The organism is Mesorhizobium sp. PAMC28654, assembly GCF_020616515.1.
Lineage (GTDB): Bacteria > Pseudomonadota > Alphaproteobacteria > Rhizobiales > Rhizobiaceae > Mesorhizobium.
Genome location: NZ_CP085135.1, coordinates 5,975,601 through 6,000,952, shown reverse-complemented (window position 1 = coordinate 6,000,952; position 25,352 = coordinate 5,975,601). Strand labels below are relative to the sequence as shown.

Sequence of the window (25,352 nt, the reverse complement as noted above, 5' to 3'; positions counted from 1 at the left end):
GATACGGGCGGAAACTCGCGTCCAGCCGGCCTCATGTCAACCCGCGACACCCATGTAGTCGTTGGACCACGTCCTGTTTCCGGCCGGTGAAAATTCAGACCTCGAAGCAGGAAGCCCGCCACCCCTGGCGGCGGGCTGGTCAGGTCAGGTCGGCCTCGATGGTGACCCACCGGCCGTGACCTTCGACAGTTTTTCGCGGCGCACAAGCACCGGCTTCTCGTAGATTTTCTTCATGCCCCGTCTCCCGCCATGGATACGGTTGCAAGCTCACCCCCGCTTGTTTGCATGTCAATCCATAGCCGACGTATCAGATCCGGATAATGACCTGTTCTCCGCCCACTGATGCAAGAAAGCCCCCAAAATGCGGGAAATCACCGCGAAGAGAGCTCGCCGGGCCGAATGCTCCGGCGAGAACCCAGGCACCGGGACCTGGAATCGCGGCAAAGAAAAGCCCGCCTCCCCTGTCGGCGGCGGGCTGATGAAACCGTCAGACCGACTTCGACGAATTCAGCGGGATAGCCGTGACCTTCGACAGTTTTTCGCGGCGAACCAACACAGGCTTCTCGTAGATTTTCTTCATTCCCAATTCCCCTTCATTCCCAATTCCCCATGAGTGATGCGGGCGAAAATTCGCGCCCGGCTTGCCCGATGTCAATGCGGTCGCGGCGTGCGAATGCTTGAAGATCGATTGTTTCCCGAAATGGTGAGCAGGATAGCCCGCGAATGCCTGAAAACCCGGCGGAGGAAGCCGGCCAGGCCATGCACCGCGGCAATTCAGGCGCCGGGAACCGAGAAAGAAAAGGCCACCCTGGCGGACCGACGAAAATCGTCAGGCCGGACCATTGTTACCGCTTAGTGGCAAGGCCGCCGTGACCTTCGACAGTTTCTCGCGGCGAACCAGAACCGGCTTCTCGTAGATTTTCTTCATTCCCGACTCCCCAAAATGGACATGGGCGGAAACTCGCGCCCAGGTTGTTCCATGTCAACCCTTTCGCGACGCGCGATTGCTGGAAAATTGATTGTTCCAGGCTGCCGACGCAAAGGGGGCCGCCAAGACAATAAAGCCCCACCGGACGGGGAGACCGGCGGGGCTGTACTTGGGGCTTGGGATCGCGAGGGGGGCGATCCGTATTCAAAACGCCCCGATGGCCAGAAGGTTCCAACAGGTTCCGCCAACGGGTTCGCGTGAATGATCCGCAGGCATCGCACGGCATATCGCTTCTCGGCCCCGGCGCCGCCTCGAACCAACGCCCTGAACCGTCCCCCTGCCCCGCGGGATGAATGCCGCCACCTGGCCAATTCCGCCAGCGTGGCGATGCAACCACTTGGCCGAAGTGACGTTACACCTGCGGTTTGCAAAACGGCGTTCTCAGAAGCAACATTCTCAGAAGCAAAAGGTGACCTAGCGATGGCTCCGCGACCCTCGATGACCAGACACCCGTTGACGATGATGCTGGTGTTTCTCGTTCTCGTCACGCCCTTCGCTGGCCTTGCCTGGCGCACGCGCGAGTGGCTCGGCTGGTGAGGCGGTCGCCATGCGCGCCCTGCCCGCCTTGACCATTCGCTTCATCGACGCCCGCTCCATGGTGGTCACCTCGATCCCCGACGCGCGCAGGGCCCTTGCAGGCCATTGGTGCAACAAGGAAGCGAAGAGCTACAAGACCGCGGCACAGCTTCTGGTCGCGGCTGAAAACGGCGCATGCCGGCCGGCCGTCGCATGGTCCGCCTTCGAGCGCGCCGCCCGCGAACAAGGCCTGCTCAAGGCAAAGGAACGCCCCGCCGGCCTGCGCGCCCAGATCGCCGCCTCGTTGTTCGTCTCCTCCGACAGATAGCGTCAACGGGCTCTGGATCTACGGCGAAAACGCTTTCCCGGTCGCCCAAGGACATGACAAAAATGCAACGCCCGATCACCTCGGGGTCGCCTCTCAATGAAGTGATTGCTACATTACATTGAATATACGCCGTCGCCTCGCCTTTCGCGCCAAAGTTCCGACGGATAGACGGCCCCTTCCATGGACGGGGCGGAACCATTGTGTCCGCGCCGAATTTCGCAATCAGTCATTTCAGAAATGGCGGTGCTGGATATCGTATCCGGAGGCTGTCGCCAGTTTTGAAAAATTCGACGCTCGAACAACGAGATGGAGCGGCGATTTGATTCGATTATGAAACCCGCGATGCTGGAAACGGCAGTCGCTACAGGAGGCCAGCATGGCACCACGCGGCAAATCACCCACCAACAGCCAAAATCCGGACGTCGCGGAGGATATCGATGGACCGACGATCGGCCAGCAGGACTGGGATGCGATCAAGGGCGGCGAGATCCTGCCCGACAGCGTGCCGGAAAACGACAGTCGTTTCGACACGGAGAAGGATGGCGACCTGCCGGAGGAAGACGACGACAACCCGTATCAGGAGAGCGACGACGCGCTACCCGACGACGAGGAGGAAGCGGCAATCACACGCCACCCGACCCGCGAGGGACGCTTCGACGAGATATGAGCCAGGTTGCATTGCAGCGACGAGCCGGCCGGCGCCGGGTGCCTCTGGCGGCTGATGGCGGCGGTGCATACCCCAGCAGTATGGAAGTCGGCCCCGGGAGACGTGCCCGACGCAAAATCGATAACGTGACTACATTCTGGTAAACTTGCGGCACAACCGGCTCGCCCGGGTTTAAGCAGCGCGGTCTTCTCACAAAGCAAAACCGGACCGTGCGCCGCCCCGCCGCCCCTCAACTTCACACTTCCTTCCATTCGAAGCCGCTAATCTTTACCGATCCGTATAATCCCGGACATTTCCTTGCAAGGTGTAATGCGTAGGCAATGTCCACGGGGTAGCAACGCCGCGTTTGGTCTTGAGACCACAACCCACGTTGCGGCTGGGGTGTTTGAAGACTGCTTTCATCGTCCGAATGATTGGGAAACGGCGAAGTGCAGTGGCGATTTGCCTGTGCGCTGGGAAGATATGCGGGGCGGATCTTGAGCACCGACACGAGCAAGGAGCCGGGTTTTCCCGGCTGGCCTCGGGAGGCCGCCGGCGTTGCCGCGCAGCTTGGCAGCCTCTGCGCCCGCATGGGCGCGCGGCGATCGATGGTCTTCCTGTCCAGGGTCGCCTGCAAGCCGGTCAGCTTTTTCAAATGGTTCAGGTTCCTGTCCAGGTTCAGGCGGCAGCACCGGCTGGACAGGCCGAACGACGACCTGCTGCTCAAGAAAGTCTACAAGTTCTTCGCGCGTGGGCTGCCGGGCGGACGCGGCTTCGACCTGCTCGCCGATCATTTCAATCTCGCCGCGGCAACCTTGCCGCGCGATCGGCTGGAAGCGGCATGGCATGGCCGCCCGATGGACATCGGCATGGTGGCCGGAAAGCGCGATGCCTACACATTGACCATGCGGCTGGCCGTCCATTCGGCCGCCAACCATGAGGGCGCTTTTTCGATCAAGCTGACACGGCGGAGAGATCGGTTCGACCTGGTCAAGCTGAGCTTCGTTTTGTACAAATTGCCCGGCGGCTACACCGCCGCCATCGGTGGCATCCAGGGCAGCAGGCAGCGGAATTCAAAGCGTGCCGTTGTCGACGCCACCCGTGACATGGGCGGGCTCAGGCCGAAGGACGCGGCGCTGCTGGTCATGGAAGGCATTGCGTTGCGCGGCGGCGCCGATCATCTTCTCGGCGTGTCGAATGCCACGCACACGATCAATTTCCGCGTCTCCCGGAACCGTGTGCGCAAACATGCGGACATGGACGAGTACTGGCTCGACCGGGGCGGACAGGCCGGGGGCGAATTCGGCTTCGTGATCCCCGTCCGGAACGGCCAGATCGTGCCGTCATCGAACCGGCGCGATATCGCCAAGCGCGAATTCCTCGAGATCGGAAAGAACCTGTTTGTGGCCCAGCCCCTCCAGGCCGGAGCGGGCGCGACCGTGCCATCGGCAAGCCTTTATCTGTGCGAGGGCGAAGCGTGATGCCGCCCGCGCTTTGCTGCTAATAAGCCTCTGCCTTCAGGCCGACCTAATAAGTTTCGCCATCATCGCCGTAGAGGAAATCCTGGCTGCGGGCAGCACTTGGCCCGGCGGATGCCTTTGTGGCGGCGGATGTCCGCACCGCCTCCAGCAACGCCCGACGGGATTTCCGGTCCAGCACCGCACTGACGGGCACGAGGCGCACAGCGGCATGGCCATTGCGAGTCAGGATGACCTCGTCACCCGCTTCCGCGCGCCGAACCAGCTCCGTCAATTGCCCCTTCGCCTCGGTCACCGATACCTTCATCGCGGCATATCCTGCTCCGGACCAGACACGGGCCCAATATCCCAGGATATCCAGACCATTTCATGATCCGTTTCAAGAGGCAAACCTCTCACGCCAGCAGCTTCCCATCCTTCGCCACCGCCCTGCCCCGGCGATAGACTGTCCGCGCCTTGGGCACCGCCACCACCGCCTCGGGCACATGCTCCGCCCCAAGCGTCACGAAGTCGGCGCTGGCGCCGACCCCGATGCCGTAATTGTCCAGTCGCAACGCCCTGGCGCCGGCATAGGTGACCACGTCAAAGGCCGCTTCCAGCTCGTGGTCCTCGTAGAAGCCGGAGCGGTAGCCGATCATGTTGGCGCGGCTCAGCATGTCGCCATCGCCATAGGGCCACCAGGAATCGCGGATGTTGTCGGAACCGCCGAACACGGTGACGCCGGCCTGCCTGAGTGCCGCGACCGGCGGAAAGGCGTGGTTGCCCGGCGCGTTGGTCATGATCGCGACGCCTGCCGCCGCCAGCATGTCGCCGGCCTTCTTCAGCGCATCGCCGGAAAACTCGCCCAGCGCATAGGCGTGGCTGACGGTGACATGGCCCTGCATGCCCAATGCCTTTGTCCGCGCGGCGATCTCCTCGATCTCGAACAGCCCGAGCGTGCCGCCATCGTGCAGGTGGATGTCGACGCCGACGCCGTGCTTTTGCGCCAGGCCGAACACCACGTCGAGATGCCCCTTCACGTCGCGGTCGAAGCTCGCGGGGTCGAGCCCGCCGATCAGGTCGCAGCCGAGCTTCACCGCCTCCTCCAGGAACTCCGCCGTGCCGAGTAACGACAGGATGCCGCTTTGCGGGAAGGCGACGAGCTGGATGTCGATGAGGTCGCGGTGCGCCTCGCGCACCGCAAGGATCGTCTCCAGATGCTTCAGCCCGACCGAGCCGTCGACCATGACGTGGCTGCGCATCGAAAGGCTGCCATGGGCGACGCACAGCTCCAGCTGGTTCTTGGCCCGCACAGCGATGGGTGCGGCAGCCGTGAGGTTGCGCGCCTGGAACGCCACGCGCTCGCGCACGTCGAAACCGCCGGTGCAGGGAAGATGCGGCCGCCAGGCGTCACCATAGAACGAGGTGTCCAGATGGATGTGACCCTCGACGAAGCCGGGCACCGTGAGTTGTCCGCCGAGGTCGATGGTCTCGATGGCGGGCGCACCGTCGCCCGCCGGCGTGATGGCGCTGAAGCGGCCATCGGCGACGGTGAGGTCAACCAGCGCGCCATCGGCTAGCCTGGCGTTTGTAAAACGGGTGTGTTGGGCGGTCTGGGCGGTCACGGCATCACCATCATCAGGGTCGTTGCCGAAGGCTAGACCATGCGCGCCCGCCGAGGGTCAACATGGGAAAGGTGAAAGTGTTTTCACGATGGGCTGACACCGGAGCCGAAAACATCATGCAAAACAGCAGGATGCGGGAGAACAATGAATCAGGACGGGAGAGCGACTAGCACCGCCTTTATGATTCCTGGGCGGAGAAATCCCGTCCAACGCTGGCGCCGCCCCTCATTGCCCTGCCGGGCATTTCTCCCCGTATAGTGACGGGGAGAAAGACGCTGTCGTTGATGGTTTTGCCAATTACCAACGTTGCAAGAAGGGCGCCTAGGTCGCTGCAAGCTCCCCTTCTCCCCGTCCCTATACGGGGAGTTGAGGAATGGTCCGCTTGCGGACGAAAAGCCAATTGCTTGGCTTTTCGAATGACGAACGCCGGCAGGCGGATGAGGGGCAGCGCGACGCTCGAAGGAAAGTGCTTCCGCCGAAGCTCCCCGGATCAAACCCGACGCGCCCTCACCCGCCGACCAACTCCTCCGTCGTCACCAGCGTCACGCCCCCTGCGAACTCGGCATTGTGTCGGGCGATGATCTCGCCTGCCGTCTCGCCGCCGCTGTCCAGCGTCGAATGCGCGTCCTCGACCACGGTGACGCCGAGCCCTCTCGCCATCGCGCCTTTGACGGTGGCGGCGACGCAAAAGTCCATCTACATCAAGGACAATGGCTATCGAGAAGAGCATCGACAAAGTAGCCGACCATTGGAAAATTCGACTTTTTCGAGCTATGCTCCGGATGAGGCCAAGGGGGGGGGAGAATGGCAGAACAGCGTAGTGTGTTCCTTGTTGGCGGAGGCACCGGCGGGGATGAGCAGGCAGTATTTACACTTGACCGCAAAGGCACCAGTTGCAGCTTGACCTGCAGCTATCGAGGCAAGATGGTCGAGGCCGAGGAGGAGGACTTTTTCGAAGCCTTGTTCCAGATACGTCAGCACCTCGAAGTCGATGGCCTGCTGCCCTTTTGTTACGGCGCGAGCGCAAATGTCTATCCGGAAGAAACCACCATCAAGATGAGCCTAGGATTGATGGCTTGCAAAGTGCGGATGGGACAGATCCCCCAAAAGACGGATCTGGTCGACATATTTGACGAAGGCCCCGATATCATCCCTGTCTTCGTCCACATGCATCAGGAATTCTGGGAAGCATGGCTGGCCTCGCTGCCGTCATGACCAACGACAACTGGCCCTTCGACGACCCTCGCAATCTCGCGGTCATCACGACACGCCTGATCATGAGCGGCGAACATTCTGTCGACTATGTGGTGCACGACGAGGATGACGGAGCATGGCAATTCCTCAATTGGGAAGCCGGTTTCGAGATGAAGGAGGCCATGCTTGTCGGCCTTGAAGAGGTCATCGCGATAGACAAGTCGCTGCTACAGATCAGCGACCTGCCGCCTGGATGGTTTGCCCGCAGAGACCGCAAGGGCGGGCCGTGGCGCAAGGCGATGAGCGATAGTTGCGACAGCCCTTGAGGTTGTGGGGCGCCAGCGTCTCTAGCCTGCCTACGAGGTTCGCCCGTCGCCCTTGCACATGGCGACCGCTCTCGTGGCCTTGATCAACTGGGCCCGCACCGGCAGGGGCTGCCGCAGATTCTGCCAGTAGGCAGCCGCACCCTTCATCTCGTGACCAACGCCGCCGCCGATTACCCCGTCCTTGCCGACCAGCATGGTCACGACCTTGATGCCGCAGGCAAGGTTCCTGTCGGGATCGGTGATCTCGGCCTCCGACTTGAAGCCGCATTTGTATCTGGGCTCGTCGGCCAGCGAGAGCTGCATGAGACCGATGGAGTACTGGTCCTGGTCTTCTTCCCAGAACGCCGCCGCGCTGTTGTTGACCGATTCCGCGTGGACCAGGGCCGAGAGCAGCGTGCGCCAGAACACGGCGCGGCCCTCGCGGTCCTGCCTGAGATAGCCGGGGCAGAACTCCCCGATGTCGGACGGCTCAAGCGCGGTCAGCGGATGATCGGCGTCGATCAACGCCGTCATCTTGCGGGCGATGGCCTTGTCGTCGAACTGCCTGGCCACCACGCCTTGCGCCTCCAGGCATTTCTTGGCGAAGGCCTGTGCCTCTTTCTGGTTGGTGTGGCCATGCGCGAGCCATTGCGCGGTGCAGGATGGGCGGGCTTCGACGGCCATGGGAACCGCGCTTTCAATAATGCGAGGACCGGCGCAGCCCTCGATCATGCCCGCCACGGCGGCGGACACCACAAGAACCTGCAGAAATCTCGAACGCAAAACCGCAATCAGCGGAGCTGACCCGTACGCATGCACACACACACCCCTCCCGAGCGCTGCTTGAAAACCGCATCGAACGCCCGACCTCGTTAACTTGGCAGATCAGCGTTCGTCTGTCACTCGATCCCGCCGGTCACCACATAGGCCCCGGCGGTGCGCCCATCCTGCGTGCGCACAACGGCCGTAACGACCGAGCCATAAGACCCGCGCCAGACGCTGTGGACCCTGCGGTGCTCGCCGGCCGGAACCAGCGCGACGCCGGTGAAGCGGATGCTGCCCTTGGGCGTTTCGACCGGCGGCGTTTCGCTGCGCCGCAACTCGATCTCCCGTCCGTTCACATGCGCCTGCACGCCGGCCGGTGACGAAGCATCGCCTGCGATGTCGAGCGTGATGATGATCTCGTCCTCGTCGCCCGAGGCAAGCGTGTCGGCGGTCAGCACGATCGCTGGCGGCACGGTACCAGCCTTCGCGATGCCGCCCGCCCGCGCCGTGAATATATCATCGGCCAGTTCAGGCGTGCGCGGCGGGCTGGTGCGGCGGTGTGTGGCGCACTCGTAATCGCCGGCGAGGCACAGCAGCGCGGTGTCGTCATAGGCCTTGCCGGCAAAAGTCAGCCCCACGGGCATGCCGATATCAGCCATCGTCCCCATCGGTACGGTGACGGTGGGGATGCCCAGATGCCGCCATACAAGATTGCCGTTGGCAACCCAGGTGCCGTTGCGCCAGGCAAGCACGGCCGAGGCTTCGTTGACATCGGCGTCGGCCGGCCCGACATCGGCGGCGGCCGGCAGCACCACGGCATCGAGGCCTTGCGCGTCCAGCCAGTCCTCGAAATCTATCCGCCTCGTGGCCTCCAGCCCCTTCAGCCCGTCTTCCAGCGCCGGGATATCGGCGACGGGCGTCACGCCGAGCCTTGCCCGCTCGACATAGTCGGCGAAGCTGAAATCACCGGTGTAGCGGTCCGGCAGCGTGCCCGGCGGCTGCGGGAAGATGTTGGGGCCATCGACCGCCGCGAGATCAGGGATGTTCCGATCGGCGTTGGCGCGCAGGAAATCGTCCCAGCCGAAAATGCAGAGGTCCCAGATTTCCCGCTCGGCGAAATCCAGGGGCACGATGCCGCGATCGACCATGGTTTGCGCGCCCGGGCGGTCGCGCTCGTAATTGGAGACAACTGGAAAATCGACCTCGACCACCTCGGCGCCGAGCCGCCTGAGATCATCCGCCGCCTGCCGCCACAGATCGAGCACCGAGGCGCGGGTCTCGATCGGCGTGGTCGCCTCGGCATCCCCACCGATATACATGCGCGGCACGCCCAGCCGCTTGCCCTTCAGCGCGCCTTCCAGTGGCAACCCGGCATAGCTTGGCGGCCTGACCGCCGAACTCACGGGCAGCGCCACCCAGGGCTGCGCGCGCCAGAAATCGCCACGCGTCTCCGCATCATCCGCCACGATCACGTCGAGCAGTTCCAGCATGTCGCCGACGCTGCGCGTATGCGGCACGACCACATCCATGGTCGGCACCAGCGGCCAGTTGCCGCGAACCGAAATGACGCCGCGCGACGGCGTGTAGGCGACAACAGCGTTGTTGGAAGCCGGCGCGCGGCCCGACGACCATGTCTCCTCGCCCAGCCCGAAAGCGGCGAAGCTGGCCGCCGTCGCCGTGCCCGAGCCGTTGGACGAGCCCGACGCGAAGGCGGCGGTGAGGTAATCGGCATTATAGGGACTTTCGGCCCGGCCATAGACGCCGCGCTGCATGCCGCCATTGGCCATCGGCGGCATGTTGGTCAGCCCGACCAGCACCGCGCCGCCGGCCCGCAATCGCGCGATGGTGAAGGCGTCCTCATTGGCGACGAGATGTTCGAACGCCGGCGAGCCGGCGGCCACCGTCAGCCCCGCCACCTTGTAGCTGTCCTTGGCCGTATAGGGGATGCCGTCCAGTGGCCCGAGCACCGCGCCTTGCTGGCGGCGCAGGTCGGAGGCAGCGGCATCCTCGAACATGCGGGGGTTGAGCACCGGAACCGCGTTCAGCGCGATGCCATGCCGGTCATGGAAAGCAATGCGCCGCAGATATGCCCCGACCAACTCGACGCTGGTGACGGTGCCCTCTTCCAGCGCGCGCCGCAACTGGGCGATCGTCGCCTCGACGATGTGAAGGTCGGTCATGGGATTCTTCCGGCGTTGTTTGGCTGGCTGTTATTGGCTGTGAAAGGACGCGGGGTAAAGGGGCCCTTGCGGACGGACAGTCGGCGTAGCGTTGCGGCATAGCCCCTTCTCCCGTTCACGGCTACGTTATGCACACATCTTCCGTGACTGGCGTGACTGATCGGCCAGAGGCTTGATTGCTACGTGGTTCCCCCAATCCGTCGCTGCTACGCAGCGCCACCTTTCCCCCCTCCGGAGGGAAAGGAAGGAGCGTTGCTGGACGAGCGTTGACGGCAAAAAGCCAGGCGCTTTTCCTCTGCCCCGTCGATCGGGAAGATGGGGGTCAGTGCTGGCGCCTCCCCACGACATCCCTCCCCCTTTTTACCCGCGCGTTGCCAATAGGTTACAGACTTGGCGTTGCAACCAGCCTAAAACTCGGCCCATTGAGGGTTGAATTCGATGCGCATTGCACTGGCTATCGGGATGTCCTTGCTCGGAATGGGCACGGCCTATGCCGCCGATGTGCTGGAACCGGCAGCCGCCGCCCCGTCGTTTTCCTGGTCCGGCGTCTATGTCGGCGTCCAGGGCGGATTTTCCTGGGTCGATACCAGTATTACGCTTCCCAACTTTGCCGGAGGCTATGAAGCCTCACCCTCCCCCAACGCATTTACCTTGGGCGGCCAGGCCGGATACCGCTATCAGTTCGACAACAACGTCGTCCTGGGTGTCGAGGGCGACCTCTACAGCTATTTCAACAAGGAAGACGGCGCACCGTTTAACTTTTCCGCCAGCGGTGAATCCGTTACCCTGAACTATGGCGGGTCGCTGCGTGGCCAGGTCGGATATTTCTTCGACCGCTTGCTGCCCTATGTGACAGGCGGCGTGGCATTCATCGATTATAGCGGCGGCGGCATTCAAACCTTCCCCGGCCCTATTTACCCCGGAGCCGATTTCAGCGGCACCAAGGCCGGATGGACCGTGGGTGCGGGCCTTGCCTACGCCTTCACCGATCACTTCATCGCCAATGTCGACTATCGCTATACCGACTTTGGCAGCACGAGCTTCGATACACCGCAGGCCGGCGCCGGCAGTACTGAGGTGAATCTGAAGGAAAACGCCCTCAAGATCGGCTTCAGCTACAAGTTCTGAGCCCTGGCCGGGTCAGCAGAACAAACTGCTCTAATCGCTCCGCTGTAAACTGCGGCAGACACGCCAAAGCGTCGCCCCACCCTTAGAAATCCAGTGCGTCCTTCAGCGCCACGCCCGGTCGCTTGCGCAGGTCGAGATCGGCCTCGATGTGGTCGATATGGTGGCCCATCAGCCGGCTGGCGAGTTCGGCGTCGCCGCGCTCCAGCGCCTCCAGCATGCGCAGATGCTCGCTGTGGCCGCAGCTCGACACGCCGGAGCGGCCATAGAGCGCGATGACCAGCGACGACCGCGCCACCAGCTCCTCCATGAAGCGCTGCAGGATGGCATTGCCGGCGACCGAAGCGAGCAGCAGGTGGAAATCGCCGGATGCCTTGATTTCGGAACGCCGCGCGGTCGGGCCGCGCTCGGCGATGAAGCGGCCTTCCTCGTCGAGCTGCGCCCGGAACGCGGCGATGTCGGCGGCGCCGATGCTTCCGCAGGCGGCAATCGCAATGCCAGGCTCGATCAGCCGGCGTGACGCGAACACCTGGCGCGCCTCGTCGGGCGACGGGTTGGCGACGAAGGCGCCGCGGTTGCGCTCTGTGCGCACCAGCCCTTCGAAGGACAGCATCTGAAGCGCGGCCCGGGCGACGGTGCGGGACACGTCGAACAGCGTGCCGACCTCGCCTTCCGACAGCTTGGTGCCCGGCGCCAGCCGCCGGTCGACGATGGCGTCGCGCAGACTGTCGCGGATCGCCTGGGCGCGATCCTGGTTGGCGCTGTCGGCGGCGGAATAGATCTGATCGGCAATGTTCATGGCGATGATGTTCCCATCCTCTTCTAACGCGACTCGTCCTTCCCTCGCGAGAGGCAAAGTGGACACGAAGCCAAAGATTGCATACGATTTGCGTACGGATCGCGCGCAATCGCCCATAATTTGTGCAATGCACAAAGCAGCCCATAGCATGGGCAGCGGTCGAGAATCCTGATTTTTCAGACAATTCAAACGCTTGGCCGGCCACCCCGAGTTTGGCACGCATGATGCATTGGTTAATGCGACCAAACGGGGAAGCCTGAATGTCCAAAGCCGCCGAGATCGACATCGTGTCCGTTTCGAAAGTCTATGGAACGACGACCGCCGTCGAGGACATCAGCCTGAAGATCCCGGCCGGCACCTATTGCTGCCTGCTCGGCCCCTCCGGCTGCGGCAAGACCTCGACGTTGCGCATGATCGCCGGTCACGAAAGCATCTCGTCGGGCGATGTTCGGCTCGGCAACACCGTCGTCACCGACCTGCCGCCGGCCAGGCGCGGCACGGCGATGATGTTCCAGTCCTATGCGCTGTTCCCGCATCTCGACCTCATCGACAATGTCGCCTTCAGCCTGAAGATGAAGGGCGTCGACAAGGAACAGCGCCGCGCCAAGGCGCTCGACATGCTGAAGCTCATGCAGATGGAGGCCTATGCGACGCGACGTCCCGCGCAGCTTTCCGGCGGCCAGCAGCAGCGCGTGGCGCTGGCCCGCGCACTGATCACCGACCCGGAAGCACTGCTGCTCGACGAGCCGCTGTCGGCGCTCGACCCGTTCCTGAAGATACGCATGCGCGCCGAGCTGAAAAAGCTGCAGACCTCGCTCGGCATCACCTTCGTCCACGTCACCCACAGCCAGGAGGAGGCGATGGCCTTGGCGGACCTGATCGTGGTGATGAATGACGGCCGCATCGAACAGGCGGCGCCTCCACGCGACGTGTTCGAGCGGCCGGCCACGGCCTTCGTCGCGCGCTTCATGGGCGACCACAATGTCATCTCCGGGCGCGTCACGGGCAGCCAAGACGGCATGGTCGTCTTCGACGTGAACAGCGGCGGCGCGCTGGCTGCATGCGGGCAAGGCCAGGAGCCGGGCGCGCCGATCGACATTGCCATCCGCACCGACCATGTGCGCATCGGCGAGGCTCCCTCGCCCGGCCTCGGCTTCACCGGCGTCATCTCCAACATCGAATATCGCGGCGCCACGGTGAAGCTGTCTGTCAACGGCGCCGGCATCGACGACTTCACCGTGATCATCGACGATTCCGACTTCTTCGCCAGACCCGTCGCCATGGGCGACGCCGTACCGCTCGCCTGGGATTCGCAGGACGCCATCGTCCTCGGGCGCCTTCATTCATGAGTTCAACGAAGCAAAACAAGACAGGGGAATAGGCATGACGAATACATCACAAAACAAGACTGGCATTTCGCGCCGCACGCTGCTCAAGACAGGTGCCGCTGCCGTCGGCCTCGCCGCCGGCTCGGGCGTCATCACCGGCTTCCCGACCATCTGGGCGCAGTCCAACATCACGCTCCGCCAGTTCGGCACCGGTGTATCGAACCTCAACGCCATCGCCGACAAGTGCAAGGCCGACCTCGGCATCACGCTGGAGATGACGGCGACCGATTCCGATGCCGCCGCCCAGCGCGCCGTGACCCAGCCCGACAGCTACGACATCGCTGATATCGAATACTGGATCTGCAAGAAGGTGTTCCCGAGCGGCGTCTTGCAGCCGATGGATGTCAGCAAGCTGAAATATTACGACGAGTTGGTGCCGCTGTTCAAAACCGGCAAGCTCACCCCCGACAGCGTCATTGCCCAGGGCACGGCGCCGCACACGGTCGGCTTCGTCGAGGCACAGGACTCGAAGACTTTCGCCAAGGCGCCGACCAACTGGTTCACCATGGTGCCCACCATCTACAACGCCGACACGCTTGGCATCCGCCCCGACCTCGTCGGCCGTGACATCAACAGCTGGGCCGACATCATGGACCCGGCCTTCAAGGGCAAGACCGCCATCCTCAACATCCCCTCCATCGGCATCATGGACGCCGCCATGATCATGGAAGCGATGGGCAACATCAAATATGCCGACAAGGGCAACATGACCAAGGACGAGATCGACAAGACGATCGACTTCCTGATCAAGGCCAAGCAGGGCGGCCAGTTCCGCGCCTTCTGGAAGTCCTTCGACGAGAGCGTCAATCTGATGGCGTCGGGCGAAGTCGTCATCCAGTCCATGTGGTCCCCGGCGGTGGCCGCCGTGCGCTCCAAGGGCATTCCCTGCCGCTTCCAGCCGCTCAAGGAAGGTTACCGCTCATGGGGCGGCGGCCTTGGCCTCGCCGCCCATCTCAAGGGCGCCGAACTCGACGCGGCCTATGAATACATCAACTGGTACACATCGGGCTGGGTCGGCGGCTACCTCAACCGCCAGGGCTACTACTCGGCCAACATGGTCTCGGCCAAGAAGTTCATGTCCGATGACGAGTGGGGCTACTGGATCGAGGGCAAGCCGGCCAAGGGCGAGATCAAGGCGCCCGACGGCACCGTCATGGAAAAGGCCGGCGCCGTGCGCGATGGCGGCTCCTTCGAAGAGCGCATGGGCAAGGTCGCCTGCTGGAACTCGGTCATGGACGAGGACCGCTACATGGTGAAGCGCTGGAACGAGTTCATCGCGGCGTAAGGGGCAAGGCGTCAACTGGACATGCCCCGTTCCTTCGCGCCCCCCTCTGCCCTGCCGGGCATCTCCCCCTCAAGGGGGGAGATTGGATGTCGCCTTGGGTTTCGCCAATCTCCAACTTTGCGAGAAGAGGCGTTGACGCCGAAACTGCCGATCTCCCCCCTTGAGGGGGAGATGTCCGGCAGGACAGAGGGGGGCGCGAAGGATCACGACTTACGAAATCCTCCCACCACACCCCAAAGGTGTTCCGCATGACAGTCGCGCTCGAAAGCCCCGCAATCGCCACAGCCAACCCCACAAGGCGCCGCCGCCGCATCTCCATCAGCGCCGTCACGCCCTACCTGCAGTCAGCACCACTCGCCATCATCCTCGGCGCGTTCCTGCTCTTGCCCATCATCATGATCGTCGTCGTATCCTTCTGGGATTACGACTTCGCCGCCATGTATCCGGATTTCCTGACACCAACTATTCCGATGTGCTGGGCTCCTGGGTCACCTGGAAGACCTATCTCAACACCATCAAATTCGCCGTCATCGTCTGGGCGCTGACCTTGTTCATCGGCTTCTGGGTCGCCTATTTTCTCGCCTTCCACATCCGCACCACGGCCATGCAGATGGTGCTGTTCCTGGTCTGCACCGTGCCGTTCCTGACCTCCAACATCATCCGCATGATTTCCTGGATTCCGGTGCTCGGCCGCAACGGGCTGGTCAACTCGACGCTGGTGCATCTGGGGCTGGTGCCAAAACCCATCGAATGGCTGCTCTATTCGGAATTCGCCGTCGTGCTGGCCATGGTGCATCTCTACACGCTGTTCATGGTGACGCCGATCTTCAACACGCTGATGCGCATCGACCGCTCGCTGGTCGAGGCCGCGCGCGATGCCGGCGCCTCCGGCTGGCAGGTACTGTGGAACGTCATCATCCCGCTGGCCAAGCCGGGCATGGCGATCGGCACCATCTTCGTCGTCACGCTGGTGATGGCCGATTTCTCCACAGTGCAGGTGATGTCGGGCGGCCAGAGCGCTTCCGTGGCGCTGATGATGAAGAACCAGATGTCGCTGCTGCAATATCCGGCCGCCGCCGCCAACGCCGTGGTGCTGCTGGTACTGGTGCTCTTGATGGTCGCCGGGATCCTGCGCATCGTCGACATCCGCAGGGAGCTGTGACGTGAGCCACGAAAAACGCACCCTCGAATTCTATGTGCTCGCCGCCTTCTTCGCGCTGTTCGTGCTGTTCCTATACGGTCCGCTGTCGGCGATCCTCATCCTCTCTTTCCTAGGCGAGACGGGCGGCCTCACCTTCCCGCTCAACGGCGTATCGCTGCACTGGTTCGCCAACCTGTTCGAACGCCAGGCCGTCGGCGATTTCGGCGGCAGCTTCAAGCGCTCGCTGGTGCTGGGCCTGATGGTGATGGTCGTCACCGTCGTGGTGTCGCTGCTGGCCGGCCTCGCCTTCCGGCAGAAGTTTCGCGGCGCGACCGCCTTGTTCTACCTGGCGGTCGCCAGCCTCGTCGTGCCTTCAATCATCATCTCGCTGGGCATCGGTGTCGTCTTCCAGCGGGTCGGCTTTCGCCCGGCCTGGTACACATCGGCTTTCGGCGCGCACCTGACCTGGACCTTGCCCTTCGGCGTGCTCATCATGTTCGCCGTCTTCAACCGCTTCTCGCCAGCCTATGAGGAAGCCGCGCGCGACCTTGGCGCCACCTCCTGGCAGACCTTCGCCCATGTCGTGCTGCCGATGATCGCGCCGAGCCTGATCGGTGTCGGCCTGTTCGGCTTCACGCTCTCCTATGACGAGTTCGCCCGCACGCTGATGACCTCAGGCACCTTCAACACGCTGCCGCTGGAAATCTACGGCATGACCACCAATGTCACCACGCCCGTCCTCTACGCGCTGGGCACGGTGACCACGGTGTTTGGACTTGCTTCGGTAAAGTGGAGAGCGGGTTGCTCATTCGGCGGCGTTTCGCTCGAACTGCATCGGGCTGATGTAGTCGAGCGCGGAATGCCGCCGGATGGGATTGTAGAAGCCGTCGATATATCGGGCAATGGCGGCTTGGGCATCGGCGCGGGTAAGGAAAGAGGTGCGCCAGATCAGTTCAGTTTTCAGCGTCTTGAAGAATGTTTCGACCATGGCGTTATCAAAGCAATTGCCCTTGCCTGACATTGAGATGATGACGCCGGCGGCACGCAATTCGGCTTGGTAGTCGATAGAACAATATTGGCTGCCGCGGTCGGAGTGGTGAATGAGGCCGGGTTCCGGCTGCCGCATGACGAACGCCTTGTTGAGCGCTGCCAGAGCCAGGCTGCGGTGTAGCCGGTTGCCAGCAGCCCAGCCAACGACCTTGCGGGCAAACAGATCGATGACGACAGCAAGGTACAACCAGCCCTCCCGCGTCCAGATGTAGGAGATGTCGGCACCCCATTTCTGGTTGGGACCAGTGGCGGCAAAATCCTGGTCGATGACATTGGGGGCAACCGGAAAGGCGTGTTCGCTGTCCGTCGTGCGCTTGAACCGCCGCTTCTGTCTTGCCTGGAGGCCATTCTCCCGCATCAGACGCGCCGTTCGTCGCCGGCCAATGGCAAAGCCATTGTCTTGCAGTTCCCGCGTCATGCGCGGGCTACCATAGGTTCCGTTCGACAGCGCGAACGACGATCGCACATGCGCCAGCATTATCATGTCGTCGCGCTGCCGGCGGCACGCCGGCCGGCGCCCCCAGGCAAAGTAGCCGCTCGGGCTGACACCCAGCGTCGCGCACAAACGGTCCACAGGGAAATCCTTCTTCGCCTGGTCGATGAGCGCGAACCTCACCGACTTCCCTCCTTGACGAAAAAAGCCGTCGCCCGTTTCAAGATATCCCGCTCCTGCCGAAGGATTTCATTCTCCCGCCGCAGCCGTTTCAATTCAGCGGCGACATCAGCATCAGGCGGACGCCCAGGATCGCCCATCTCACGATCCAGCTGCCGACCCATCCATCGCGTCAGCGTCGAGAAACCAACACCAAGATCCTCCGCGATCTGCCGCTTCGTCCGACCGCTCGTTCGCACAAGGCCAACCGCCTCCGCCTTGAACGCATCCGTAAACTGTCTCTGTTTCGTCATCGAGGTCGCCTTTCATCAGAAGGAAACTCTCCACTTTTTCGGGGCAAGTCCAGTTCTCCTTCCTGGTGATCCTGGCGACGCTGGGCGCCATCCTCTATGTCGGCCGCCGGCGAGCCAGGGTTTGATCGTGCAGATACTGGTGGTGAACCCCAACACGACGGCGAGCATGACCGAGACGATCGCGGCGGCCGCGCGCGGCGTGGCCGGCGCCTGGACCGAAATCGTCGCCGTCACCTCGTCCATGGGGCCGGCTTCGATCGAGGGCTATTATGACGAGGCGCTGGCGGTGCCCGGCCTTCTGATGGAAATCGCCGGCGGCGAACGCCGGGGCGCTCAAGCCGCGATCATCGCCTGTTTCGACGACACCGGGCTGGATGCCGCGCGCGCCATGGCCGCCATCCCCGTCATCGGCATCTGCGAGGCAGCGCTCAGCCTGGCCTCCTTCATCGCCCAGCGTTTCAGCGTCGTCACCACCACCGACCGCTCGCGCGTGCCGGTCGAGGCGCTGGTACAGCGCTACGGCATGGCCGGGCGCGCCCGCGTGCGCGCCGCCGAGATTCCCGTGCTCTCCCTGGAGGACCCGGCCTCCGGCGCGGTCGAAAAGCTGCGCGGCGAGATTGCGCGCGCCATCGAGGAGGACCGCGCCGAGGCCATCGTGCTCGGCTGCGCCGGCATGGCCGACCTTGCCCACCAATTGCAGAAGGAGTTCGACCTGCCGGTCATCGACGGCGTCGGCGCGGCGGTGAAGCAGGCCGAGGCGCTGATCGCCTTGGGCCTGTCGACATCGAAGCGCGGCGCCTATGCCAGCCCGCTGGCCAAGCCCTATCGCGGCGTGCTGAAATCCTTCTCGCCCGGGATGATCGCCGCGGAGTGAGAGAATGAAACCGACCATCCGCACGCTGTCGCTGCAGGAGCTGGCCGTCCTCATCGACTGGGCGGCCACCGAGGGCTGGAACCCCGGCATCGACGATGCCGCCGCCTTCCTCGCCGCCGACCCCGAGGGTTTCATCGGCGCCTTCGCCGGCAACGAGATGGTCGCCGCCATCTCGGCTGTCGCCTATGGCGGCGATTTCGGCTTCATCGGCCTCTACATCTGCCGTCCCGACATGCGCGGCAAGGGTCATGGCAAGGCGGTGTGGAGCGCCGGCATGAAGCGGCTCTCCGGCCGCACCATCGGCCTCGACGGCGTCGCGGCACAACTGGCCAACTACCGGCGCAAGGGTTTCAGGCCGGCCTACGAGACCATCCGCTACAGCGGGCGCGGCGCCGGCCCGGCGGTCAGGGTCGAGCGGCTGCGCCCGGTGACGACGCAACTCGTGCCCGACATCATCGCCTATGACGCCCGCTGCTTCCCCGCGCCCCGGCGCGCCTTCCTGCAGCGCTGGGCGCAGCCACCGCATCACGGCCTCGCCGCAATCAGCGCGCGCGGCACCACCGGCTACGCCGTCGCCCGCCCCTGCCGCGCCGGCTTCAAGATCGGCCCGCTGTTCGCTGATGATCTCGACACCGCGCTGCACCTGCTGGACGGGCTGGCGGACACCTGCCAGGGCGGCGACCTGCATATCGACGTCCCGGCCGAAAACACCACCTTCATCGCCGCGCTTGAAGCGGCGGGTTTTGCCCCGACCTTCACCACCACGCGCATGTACAAGGGCCCTGCGCCGAAGCTGGATTTATCGCGCATATTCGGGGTGACGACGCTGGAGCTGGGGTGACGGGGCACTCGGCAAAGGTCGCGTGAGGAATGGTTTAACCGAGCAAAGTCGGTATCTTCAGCCAGAATTGTTCGACATTGGTGCTGCCCCTCATCCGCCTGCCGGCACCGAGGATGAACAATGGGCGCTTTCCTTCCATCCCCATCCGCTCGGCATCATCGATACAAGGCGCATGAAGCTTGCCCGCCGCAGCCCAGCGCCAACCAATCCGCTTGGCGCTGCGGCGGACGCATAGGGGGAGAACTGTTACCTATGTATCCGGTCCATTCTGTTACCCATCTATCGGCTGGACAGATGGCCGCAAGGCCGGCGCCCTTACCTGGCAACGCTGGAGATTGGCGAAAGCGGCGATGACAGCATTTTTCTCCCCGTCCCTATACGGGGAGTTGAGGAGTGATCCGCGCAGCGGACGAAAAGCCAATTGCTTGGCTTTTCGAGCGACGAACGTCCGGCAGGACAATGAGGGGCAGCGTAAACCTCAAAAGCTCAGGCCATCCGCGCGGCATCGTTCTTCCCTTCGCCCGAACGACACCTCTCGAACTGGGCAAGCTCGTTGCCGGTGTCGACGCCCCAGGTTTTATGCTCGCTCAGGCGCCCGGCGGTGGAACCTGGTCGCGGCTGTCCAGCAGCAACGCCAGGCGCCGCGTGGAAGCGCTCTCGACAATCAGTTCTTCCAGGTCGTGATCGCTGAGGTCCGTCTTCAGCCGCCGCCGAATAGCGGCGACGGCAGCGCGGACCGAGACCGGAACGGCGTGCGCCTGGTCGTCCAGATAGGCGCCGATTTCCAGCACGGCATCGACGTCGATATTTCGTGGCAGTGATCGCATGGAGAAGTACCCCACTCTGATCTTACGCAGCGTCGGCAAAGAGTCGAGTGGCCAGCCGGATCAAGATCACATCTGTCGTCATCGTGATCCGGCGCTTCAGGCTCTGGCGCGCGACAGCCTCTACACGCCAGGCTCACGAAAATGCGATGGCCGCCAATTTGGAAAATCCGGAACCATCGCCTCGTTTCGACGTTGGGCCGCGCATTCGACTGTGAGGCAAACCTTGATTCCTGTTCCGAAGAAGCTGATCCCGAAGGGTCCCGCGAGCCTGCCCGCCAACGACAACAAGGCGCCCGTGGGCCAGGAAATCCTGGACTTTCTGCGGGTGCTGATCCCGCAGGACGATGCCGCCGCCGATGCCATTTGCCGGCGTGGCGAGCGCACGGCCCATGTTGTCTTTGTCGTGATGTGTATCTGCCTCGTCGCCGTTCCACTGATCTTCGCCGGCGTGTTCTATGCCGGGGTTGCCGTTGTTCCCTAGACGCCGGTGGGCGGGGGTCATCTAAGCCGCCTACTTCAACTCCACCCACACCGGCGCATGATCGCTGGCGCCGTCCTCACCCCGCACGTCGCGGTCGATGCCGGCGGCGATCAGCCGGCGCGCCAGCGTCTTCGACAAAAGGATATGGTCGAGCCGCAGCCCCGCGTCGCGCGGCCAGCGGTTCCGGCGATAATCCCAGAATGTGTAGAGCGTTTCCTTCGGGTGCTTCTTGCGCAGTGCGTCCGTCCAGCCCTGCTCGATGAGCGCGGCGAAGGCGGCGCGGCTTTCCGGCTGCACCAGCGCATTGTCGTCATAGGAGCGCGTGGCATAGATGTCGCGGGGCTCGGGCACGATGTTGAAGTCGCCGGCCAGCGCCACCGGCAGGCCGGTGTCGAGCAACTGCTCGGCATGCGTTTCCAGCCGGGCATGCCAGGCGAGCTTGTAGGCGAATTTCGGCCCGGGTTGCGGGTTGCCGTTCGGTGCATAGAGGCAGGCAATGACGATGCCGTTCACCGCCGCCTCTATATAGCGGCTCTGCTTGTCCCCATCGTCGCCGGGCAGGACATCGCGGGTCAGCACCGGCTCCGCGCCCCGCGCCAGTATGGCCACGCCGTTCCAGGTCGGCTCCCCCTTCCACACCGCGCCATAGCCGGCGTCGGCGAGCCTGGTCAGCGGAAACTGCGTGTCGCGCGCCTTGAGCTCCTGCAGGCAGACGACATCGGGCTTTGCCGCGGCCAGCCACGCCAGCAGGTTTTCCAGCCGGCTGTTGATGTTGTTGATGTTGAAGGAGGCGATTTTCATTGGGGTTATGAGAGCAGGAAGGGGAAGCGAGTGGCAAGGGACGCGCGGGCCAAATTGTGGATGCTGGCGGCGCCTACGTCAGAATACATGGCTCAGCCATTCGCCCTAGATCCTTCCCACCCAGTCCCTCACCGTCTCCGCCAGCGTCTTCAGATGATCACCAGCCGAAAACCCCGAAATACTCTTGCGCGGCTTGAGGTCATGGTCGCCATCCTCCAGCCACGCCACCTCGATCGCGTCCGACAGCCCGTAACCCGCCACCTCATCCGGCGTGCCGAACTCATCACGCGTACCCTGGAAGATCAGCGTCGGCGTCTTCAGCCCGACCAGATGCTTCGTGCGCAACTGCTCGGGCTTGCCCGGCGGATGGAAGGGATAGCCAAGACACAGCAGCCCGGCGATCTCGCCCTTGGCGAACATCTCGTCCGCCACCATCGAGGCGACGCGCCCGCCCATCGATTTGCCGCCGATGATGAGCTTGCCCGTAACGCCTCTGGCCCTGAGATCGGCGATTGCCTTGATATACTCCGGGTTCACCGTCTCGGCGCGCGGCGGCGGCTTGCGGTGGCCATAACGGCGCGCGGCCATGTAGTGGAATTCGAACCGCGCGACCTGGAAGCCGGCCGTGCTGAGCGCCTTGGCGGTGGCGGTCATGGAGGGAGAATCCATCGACGCACCGGCGCCATGGGCCAGCAGGATGGTTGTGGGGGCGGTGTCGTCGCCGTCGAAGAGGAAGGTGGTCATGGGGTTGTACTCCGAAGCATGAACCTGCCAATCCTTCTTGAATTACACCGCCAGCTTATGCCTGCGCGGCGCCCACACCACAAATCCGCAACTGGAGATACTCCACTTGTGCTGCCAGCCATTGGGGCCAGCCTGTGGCATCAATACCGCGAACCCAATTGCATGCAGCTTCGTGCCCGTGAACCTGCTCCATCAGGCAATAGTAGGCTATATTGCGCCACGCGCCACACAACCGCTGGTTTCCGTCCATTACCTGAAGCGCCGAAGGCCAAGTGAACCATCCCTGGATCCAATCGCCGACCTTGCCATCGAGATCATTGACGCACTGGGTTATGAACTCATCCAGGTCTTGTTCGCTGGCGACCCAGAAGGCGGCGCGGCTGGGGAGTGCAAAATCCCCATGAATTCCGTCAAAAGCAACTCTCGCAAATACCTTGCCGTTCGGTGGGGCAGAACCTTCGAATTTGATATTATACCAGCCAGCTAACTCTCTAAATAATTTGGCGAATTTCTTCCATCTAAGTACGGCGACCAATGAGCAATCGTAGTCGCCGTATCGCCGCTCTGCGTAGCAGTCGAATTCAACGCTGAAGTCCGTCAGGTTATTCGCGGATGCAACCAGAAGTTTGGTGCTATCCGGCTTGAACCATCTCTCGCCCAGGCGCGCACGGAGTTCTTCGGCAACCCGCGTTCGGATGGTCTTGGCGTCGAGCTGCACGTCTTCCCTCACCCCGCCGTCCGTGCCAGCTGCATATCCACGAACTGCACGCCCTTGGCCGCCACCCCGGCCCATTCGGACTCGGCGTCGAGCTCCAGGTACCGTGACCACAGCCGCCGCGCTTCCTCCAGATTGCCGGCATCGAATTCCAGCCGGGCCAGGTTGAACACCGGGTCCGCATAATTCTTGTCGAGCGCGATGGCCCTCTGCAGGTGCCGTCGCGCCGACGCCACGCGGCCCTCCTCGCTCATCAGCCCGGCGAGGTTGAACCAGGCTTCGACGAAGGCCGGGTCGAGCTTTATCGCCCGCGCATAGTCGTGCGCGGCATCCGTCGCGTGGCCGCCGGCGCGCAGGCAGTTGGCGCGGTTGAAGGCGGCGATGGCGTCGCCGGGATCGATGGCGAGGCAGCGTTGGTAGAGCGCGGCGGCCGCATCATGGTCGCCGCCCTCCTCCGCTGCTTCGGCCTCGGAAAACAGCTCTTCCAGCGTGTCGTCGCCATGTGCGGCGGCACCCAGATCGAACAGCAACTGCCCGTCGAGTTCGCTCTGGCCACCCTCGAGATAGATGGCGTCCGCGCGCCCGTGCTGCGAGCCTACATTGAGCGACTTGGCGGTCAGCGAGGCCACCGGGCCGGAGCGGTGCACGGAGCGCGCGATCGCGCCCCATGTCGCCCCGCCAGCGACCAGCCCGGCATATTTGCGGGCGAGGATCAGGTCGCGGAAGGAATAGGGTTCGCCGTCGTGCTCGAAGGCGTCGAACAGCGACAACAGGTCGAGGTCGGCGCCGGACAGGCGCGACTGCTCGATCAGCGATTGCCGTGATAGCGAAGACGCCTCGGGCGCCTTCATCAACCCGAGCAGGCGCAGAAAACCGTTCTCGCTGATCAGCGTGCGCCCCACCGTGCGCTCGGCGGCGACACGGCGCTCGATCTCGGCATCGCCGATCTTGGTAAGCCCGGCCTTGGCCAGCAGCGTGCGGCCGAACACGACATGCGTGGTGCGCCTGGTGACGCCACGCCGCAACTGGCCGTGCTGCCGCTCGACCTCGCGCGCGGCGAGCCTGAGCGGAAACGCCGCCAGCGCGCCGATCGTGCCGAAGACGGCCCCGGCGACCCCGACGGCTTGTGCCGTCATTTCTTGCTCTTGCCGACCGCCTTCAGCAGATTGGCCTTCAGCGGATTTTCAGCAGCACCGCCCGCTGCAGCCTTCTTGGCGACGGGCTTGGCCACCTCGTCGGCCTTGCTCTTCGACTTGGCCGGCGGCTTCGACTGCGACAGGCTCGCCTTCAGCGCGTCCATCAGGTTGATGACATTGCCGCGCTCGGGTGCCGCCGCGATGATCGGCTTGTGGCCCTTCAGCTTCTCGCGGATCATCGCCATCAGCGCGATCTCGTAGCGGTCCTCGTAGTTCTTCGCATCGAAGGTGGTTTCCTTCTGCTTGATCAGCGCTTCGGCCAGCTCAAGCATTTCCTGGTCGGGCTTGCCGGCCGGGATGTTGCCGAAATACTCAGCCGTGCCGCGCACTTCGTTCGGGTTCCTCAAGGTGCACACGAACATGCCGTTCTCGCGCGCGCCGATCGTCACGATGCGCTCGCGGCTGGACAGCACCAGCCGGGCAATGGCCAGCTTGCCGGATTTGCGCATCGCTTCGCGCAGCACGGCGAAGGTTTCCTCCGCCATCGCGCCATCCGGCGCCATGTAATAGGGCGCGTCCTGGTAGATGACGTCAACCTCGCCCTCGTCGACGAAGGCCTCGATGTTCATCGTATGGTTGGATTCGATCCTGACAGCCTCGAGGTCGGCATCATCGATGATGATGTATTGCTTGTCCTCATATTCATAACCCTTGATCAGGTCCGAGCGCTCGACCAGCCCCAGTTCGGGATCAACCGGCTTCATGTTGATGCGGTTGTGGGTCTTCTTGTGCAACTGATTGAACGAGATGCGCTCGCTGGTGGTCGTCGCCGGATAGAGCCGGACCGGACAGCTGACGAGGCTGAGCTTGAGGTAACCCTTCCAACTTGCCCTGGGCGCCATAATACACTCCTACGCGGCCATGCACTGATACTACTCAGCGCTTTTCGTCCGAAGGACGATTGGCGCCGCGGAAATCCTACACCGACCCCGCACGATACAGGCAAATCCCTGATGAATTGTTCTAGGGCGCCGAGAGGGGCTGGGGTGGAGGATAATTCAAATTGTCGGAAGCGTCGATGGCATTGGAATTTGAACACTGGCGGGACAGCACCCCCCTCTGTCCTGCCGGACATCTCCCCCACTTGGGGGGAGATTGGTAGCTTCAAAGCCTCGCTCTCTTCAGCAACGTCGGAGATAGGCGAAAGCCGGGGCGACGGCCAATCTCCCCACTTG

The 25,352-nt window shown here is 63.3% G+C and carries 26 protein-coding genes and 3 pseudogenes; 14 read left to right on the top strand and 15 right to left on the bottom strand.

Going from position 1 to position 25,352, the window contains the following annotated elements:
* Positions 1-144: 144 nt before the first annotated feature.
* Positions 145-234 carry a putative RiPP precursor gene (locus tag LGH82_RS29675; protein WP_227346083.1) on the bottom strand — a complete coding sequence of 30 codons (90 nt, stop codon included), beginning with the start codon at positions 232-234 and terminating at the stop codon, positions 145-147.
* 595 nt (positions 235-829) lie between these two features.
* A complete protein-coding gene (locus LGH82_RS29670; protein WP_227346082.1) occupies positions 830-928 on the bottom strand; it encodes a putative RiPP precursor in 99 nt (32 codons plus the stop codon).
* A gap of 607 nt (positions 929-1,535) precedes the next feature.
* Here LGH82_RS29670 and LGH82_RS29665 point away from each other — a divergent pair.
* The 3 genes from LGH82_RS29665 to LGH82_RS29655 all read left to right on the top strand — a co-directional run bounded on the left by LGH82_RS29665 (position 1,536) and on the right by LGH82_RS29655 (position 3,959).
* Complete coding sequence (locus LGH82_RS29665) at positions 1,536-1,832, top strand: DUF982 domain-containing protein (protein ID WP_227346081.1); 297 nt, start codon at positions 1,536-1,538, stop codon at positions 1,830-1,832.
* Positions 1,833-2,208: 376 nt separating this feature from the next.
* Complete coding sequence (locus LGH82_RS29660; RefSeq protein WP_227346080.1) at positions 2,209-2,499, top strand: hypothetical protein; 291 nt, start codon at positions 2,209-2,211, stop codon at positions 2,497-2,499.
* Positions 2,500-2,975: 476 nt separating this feature from the next.
* Positions 2,976-3,959, top strand: coding sequence for a DUF535 family protein (locus LGH82_RS29655; protein ID WP_227346079.1), 984 nt, complete (start codon positions 2,976-2,978; stop codon positions 3,957-3,959).
* A gap of 46 nt (positions 3,960-4,005) precedes the next feature.
* Here LGH82_RS29655 and LGH82_RS29650 read toward each other — a convergent pair whose 3' ends face one another.
* The 3 genes from LGH82_RS29650 to LGH82_RS29640 form a co-directional block, all read right to left on the bottom strand.
* Positions 4,006-4,263, bottom strand: a complete 258-nt coding sequence (locus tag LGH82_RS29650) for a type II toxin-antitoxin system Phd/YefM family antitoxin (protein ID WP_227346078.1) — start codon at positions 4,261-4,263, stop codon at positions 4,006-4,008.
* Between the two features lie 88 nt (positions 4,264-4,351).
* The gene (locus LGH82_RS29645) at positions 4,352-5,560 is read right to left on the bottom strand and encodes an amidohydrolase family protein (protein ID WP_227346077.1); all 1,209 of its coding nucleotides are present in this window, start codon (positions 5,558-5,560) and stop codon (positions 4,352-4,354) included.
* Positions 5,561-6,067: 507 nt separating this feature from the next.
* Positions 6,068-6,256 (bottom strand): isochorismatase family protein, encoded by a 189-nt coding sequence (locus tag LGH82_RS29640; RefSeq protein WP_227346076.1) that lies wholly within the window; start codon positions 6,254-6,256, stop codon positions 6,068-6,070.
* A gap of 108 nt (positions 6,257-6,364) precedes the next feature.
* Here LGH82_RS29640 and LGH82_RS29635 point away from each other — a divergent pair, with 108 nt between their 5' ends.
* Together LGH82_RS29635 and LGH82_RS29630 are read left to right on the top strand one after the other, a co-directional pair.
* A complete protein-coding gene (locus LGH82_RS29635; RefSeq protein ID WP_227346075.1) occupies positions 6,365-6,775 on the top strand; it encodes a hypothetical protein in 411 nt (136 codons plus the stop codon).
* Positions 6,751-7,080, top strand: coding sequence for a hypothetical protein (locus LGH82_RS29630; RefSeq protein WP_227346074.1), 330 nt, complete (start codon positions 6,751-6,753; stop codon positions 7,078-7,080). The genes LGH82_RS29635 and LGH82_RS29630 overlap by 25 nt, the downstream gene beginning before the upstream one ends.
* Before the next feature lie 30 nt (positions 7,081-7,110).
* Here LGH82_RS29630 and LGH82_RS29625 read toward each other — a convergent pair whose 3' ends face one another.
* Together LGH82_RS29625 and LGH82_RS29620 are read right to left on the bottom strand one after the other, a co-directional pair.
* Positions 7,111-7,812 (bottom strand): hypothetical protein, encoded by a 702-nt coding sequence (locus tag LGH82_RS29625; RefSeq protein WP_227346073.1) that lies wholly within the window; start codon positions 7,810-7,812, stop codon positions 7,111-7,113.
* Between the two features lie 146 nt (positions 7,813-7,958).
* Positions 7,959-10,004 (bottom strand): amidase, encoded by a 2,046-nt coding sequence (locus LGH82_RS29620; protein ID WP_227346072.1) that lies wholly within the window; start codon positions 10,002-10,004, stop codon positions 7,959-7,961.
* A 438-nt stretch (positions 10,005-10,442) separates the two neighbouring features.
* Between LGH82_RS29620 and LGH82_RS29615 the strand changes: the two genes are divergently transcribed.
* Positions 10,443-11,132: an outer membrane protein gene (locus LGH82_RS29615; RefSeq protein ID WP_227346071.1), complete on the top strand. Its 690-nt coding sequence runs from the start codon at positions 10,443-10,445 to the stop codon at positions 11,130-11,132.
* An 82-nt stretch (positions 11,133-11,214) separates the two neighbouring features.
* Here LGH82_RS29615 and LGH82_RS29610 read toward each other — a convergent pair whose 3' ends face one another.
* Entirely contained in the window at positions 11,215-11,928 is a 714-nt protein-coding gene (locus LGH82_RS29610; protein ID WP_227346070.1) for a GntR family transcriptional regulator, read from the bottom strand.
* Positions 11,929-12,188: 260 nt separating this feature from the next.
* On the opposite strand from LGH82_RS29610, the gene LGH82_RS29605 reads away from it, so the two are divergent.
* The 4 genes and pseudogenes from LGH82_RS29605 to LGH82_RS29590 all read left to right on the top strand — a co-directional run.
* Positions 12,189-13,277 (top strand): ABC transporter ATP-binding protein, encoded by a 1,089-nt coding sequence (locus LGH82_RS29605; protein WP_227346069.1) that lies wholly within the window; start codon positions 12,189-12,191, stop codon positions 13,275-13,277.
* 34 nt (positions 13,278-13,311) lie between these two features.
* Positions 13,312-14,601, top strand: coding sequence for an ABC transporter substrate-binding protein (locus LGH82_RS29600; protein WP_227346068.1), 1,290 nt, complete (start codon positions 13,312-13,314; stop codon positions 14,599-14,601).
* Positions 14,602-14,849: 248 nt separating this feature from the next.
* A pseudogene (locus LGH82_RS29595) lies at positions 14,850-15,763 on the top strand (ABC transporter permease).
* Between the two features lies 1 nt (position 15,764).
* Positions 15,765-16,514: pseudogene (locus LGH82_RS29590) on the top strand (ABC transporter permease); the annotation flags it as partial.
* A gap of 33 nt (positions 16,515-16,547) precedes the next feature.
* Here LGH82_RS29590 and LGH82_RS29585 read toward each other — a convergent pair.
* Positions 16,548-17,698, bottom strand: a protein-coding gene (locus LGH82_RS29585) for an IS3 family transposase (protein ID WP_413771365.1) whose coding sequence is annotated in 2 segments (ribosomal slippage) — positions 16,548-17,434 and positions 17,434-17,698 — 1,152 coding nt in all. Because the reading frame shifts where the segments join, the coding sequence is not laid out codon by codon here.
* Positions 17,699-17,825: 127 nt separating this feature from the next.
* Here LGH82_RS29585 and LGH82_RS29580 point away from each other — a divergent pair.
* The 3 genes and pseudogenes from LGH82_RS29580 to LGH82_RS33760 form a co-directional block, all read left to right on the top strand.
* Positions 17,826-18,572 (top strand): aspartate/glutamate racemase family protein, encoded by a 747-nt coding sequence (locus LGH82_RS29580; RefSeq protein WP_227346067.1) that lies wholly within the window; start codon positions 17,826-17,828, stop codon positions 18,570-18,572.
* 4 nt (positions 18,573-18,576) lie between these two features.
* Positions 18,577-19,413, top strand: coding sequence for a GNAT family N-acetyltransferase (locus LGH82_RS29575; protein WP_227346066.1), 837 nt, complete (start codon positions 18,577-18,579; stop codon positions 19,411-19,413).
* Between the two features lie 106 nt (positions 19,414-19,519).
* Positions 19,520-19,648: pseudogene (locus LGH82_RS33760) on the top strand (integrase); the annotation flags it as partial.
* 352 nt (positions 19,649-20,000) lie between these two features.
* Here LGH82_RS33760 and LGH82_RS29570 read toward each other — a convergent pair.
* Positions 20,001-20,240, bottom strand: a complete 240-nt coding sequence (locus LGH82_RS29570) for a hypothetical protein (protein WP_227346065.1) — start codon at positions 20,238-20,240, stop codon at positions 20,001-20,003.
* Between LGH82_RS29570 and LGH82_RS29565 the strand changes: the two genes are divergently transcribed.
* On the top strand, positions 20,239-20,721 hold the full coding sequence (locus LGH82_RS29565; protein ID WP_227346064.1) for a hypothetical protein: 483 nt from the start codon (positions 20,239-20,241) through the stop codon (positions 20,719-20,721). The two genes, LGH82_RS29570 and LGH82_RS29565, sit on opposite strands and share 2 nt — an antisense overlap.
* A 30-nt stretch (positions 20,722-20,751) precedes the next feature.
* Here LGH82_RS29565 and LGH82_RS29560 read toward each other — a convergent pair whose 3' ends face one another.
* From LGH82_RS29560 to LGH82_RS29540, 5 genes are all read right to left on the bottom strand, one after another.
* Positions 20,752-21,522 carry an exodeoxyribonuclease III gene (locus LGH82_RS29560; protein ID WP_227346063.1) on the bottom strand — a complete coding sequence of 257 codons (771 nt, stop codon included), beginning with the start codon at positions 21,520-21,522 and terminating at the stop codon, positions 20,752-20,754.
* Between the two features lie 105 nt (positions 21,523-21,627).
* Entirely contained in the window at positions 21,628-22,266 is a 639-nt protein-coding gene (locus LGH82_RS29555; protein ID WP_227346062.1) for an alpha/beta fold hydrolase, read from the bottom strand.
* Positions 22,267-22,321: 55 nt separating this feature from the next.
* Complete coding sequence (locus tag LGH82_RS29550; RefSeq protein ID WP_227346061.1) at positions 22,322-22,984, bottom strand: hypothetical protein; 663 nt, start codon at positions 22,982-22,984, stop codon at positions 22,322-22,324.
* A gap of 8 nt (positions 22,985-22,992) precedes the next feature.
* Complete coding sequence (locus LGH82_RS29545) at positions 22,993-24,117, bottom strand: tetratricopeptide repeat protein (RefSeq protein ID WP_227346060.1); 1,125 nt, start codon at positions 24,115-24,117, stop codon at positions 22,993-22,995.
* Complete coding sequence (locus LGH82_RS29540) at positions 24,114-25,019, bottom strand: Ku protein (protein WP_227346059.1); 906 nt, start codon at positions 25,017-25,019, stop codon at positions 24,114-24,116. The genes LGH82_RS29545 and LGH82_RS29540 overlap by 4 nt, the downstream gene beginning before the upstream one ends.
* Positions 25,020-25,352 lie beyond the last annotated feature (333 nt).

Excerpts from the sequence above, each read along its gene's own strand:
- LGH82_RS29600 (WP_227346068.1), top strand. The coding sequence starts at position 13,312 with ATGACGAATACATCACAAAACAAGACTGGCATTTCGCGCCGCACGCTG.
- LGH82_RS29665 (WP_227346081.1), top strand. The coding sequence starts at position 1,536 with ATGCGCGCCCTGCCCGCCTTGACCATTCGCTTCATCGACGCCCGCTCC.
- LGH82_RS29570 (WP_227346065.1), bottom strand. The coding sequence starts at position 20,240 with ATGCGATCACTGCCACGAAATATCGACGTCGATGCCGTGCTGGAAATC.
- LGH82_RS29615 (WP_227346071.1), top strand. The coding sequence starts at position 10,443 with ATGCGCATTGCACTGGCTATCGGGATGTCCTTGCTCGGAATGGGCACG.
- LGH82_RS29565 (WP_227346064.1), top strand. The coding sequence starts at position 20,239 with ATGGAGAAGTACCCCACTCTGATCTTACGCAGCGTCGGCAAAGAGTCG.
- LGH82_RS29610 (WP_227346070.1), bottom strand. The coding sequence starts at position 11,928 with ATGAACATTGCCGATCAGATCTATTCCGCCGCCGACAGCGCCAACCAG.
- LGH82_RS29620 (WP_227346072.1), bottom strand. The coding sequence starts at position 10,004 with ATGACCGACCTTCACATCGTCGAGGCGACGATCGCCCAGTTGCGGCGC.
- LGH82_RS29660 (WP_227346080.1), top strand. The coding sequence starts at position 2,209 with ATGGCACCACGCGGCAAATCACCCACCAACAGCCAAAATCCGGACGTC.
- LGH82_RS29540 (WP_227346059.1), bottom strand. The coding sequence starts at position 25,019 with ATGGCGCCCAGGGCAAGTTGGAAGGGTTACCTCAAGCTCAGCCTCGTC.
- LGH82_RS29675 (WP_227346083.1), bottom strand. The coding sequence starts at position 234 with ATGAAGAAAATCTACGAGAAGCCGGTGCTTGTGCGCCGCGAAAAACTG.
- LGH82_RS29650 (WP_227346078.1), bottom strand. The coding sequence starts at position 4,263 with ATGAAGGTATCGGTGACCGAGGCGAAGGGGCAATTGACGGAGCTGGTT.
- LGH82_RS29670 (WP_227346082.1), bottom strand. The coding sequence starts at position 928 with ATGAAGAAAATCTACGAGAAGCCGGTTCTGGTTCGCCGCGAGAAACTG.
- LGH82_RS29635 (WP_227346075.1), top strand. The coding sequence starts at position 6,365 with ATGGCAGAACAGCGTAGTGTGTTCCTTGTTGGCGGAGGCACCGGCGGG.
- LGH82_RS29605 (WP_227346069.1), top strand. The coding sequence starts at position 12,189 with ATGTCCAAAGCCGCCGAGATCGACATCGTGTCCGTTTCGAAAGTCTAT.
- LGH82_RS29640 (WP_227346076.1), bottom strand. The coding sequence starts at position 6,256 with ATGGACTTTTGCGTCGCCGCCACCGTCAAAGGCGCGATGGCGAGAGGG.
- LGH82_RS29560 (WP_227346063.1), bottom strand. The coding sequence starts at position 21,522 with ATGAAAATCGCCTCCTTCAACATCAACAACATCAACAGCCGGCTGGAA.
- LGH82_RS29630 (WP_227346074.1), top strand. The coding sequence starts at position 6,751 with ATGGCTGGCCTCGCTGCCGTCATGACCAACGACAACTGGCCCTTCGAC.
- LGH82_RS29575 (WP_227346066.1), top strand. The coding sequence starts at position 18,577 with ATGAAACCGACCATCCGCACGCTGTCGCTGCAGGAGCTGGCCGTCCTC.
- LGH82_RS29555 (WP_227346062.1), bottom strand. The coding sequence starts at position 22,266 with ATGACCACCTTCCTCTTCGACGGCGACGACACCGCCCCCACAACCATC.
- LGH82_RS29545 (WP_227346060.1), bottom strand. The coding sequence starts at position 24,117 with ATGACGGCACAAGCCGTCGGGGTCGCCGGGGCCGTCTTCGGCACGATC.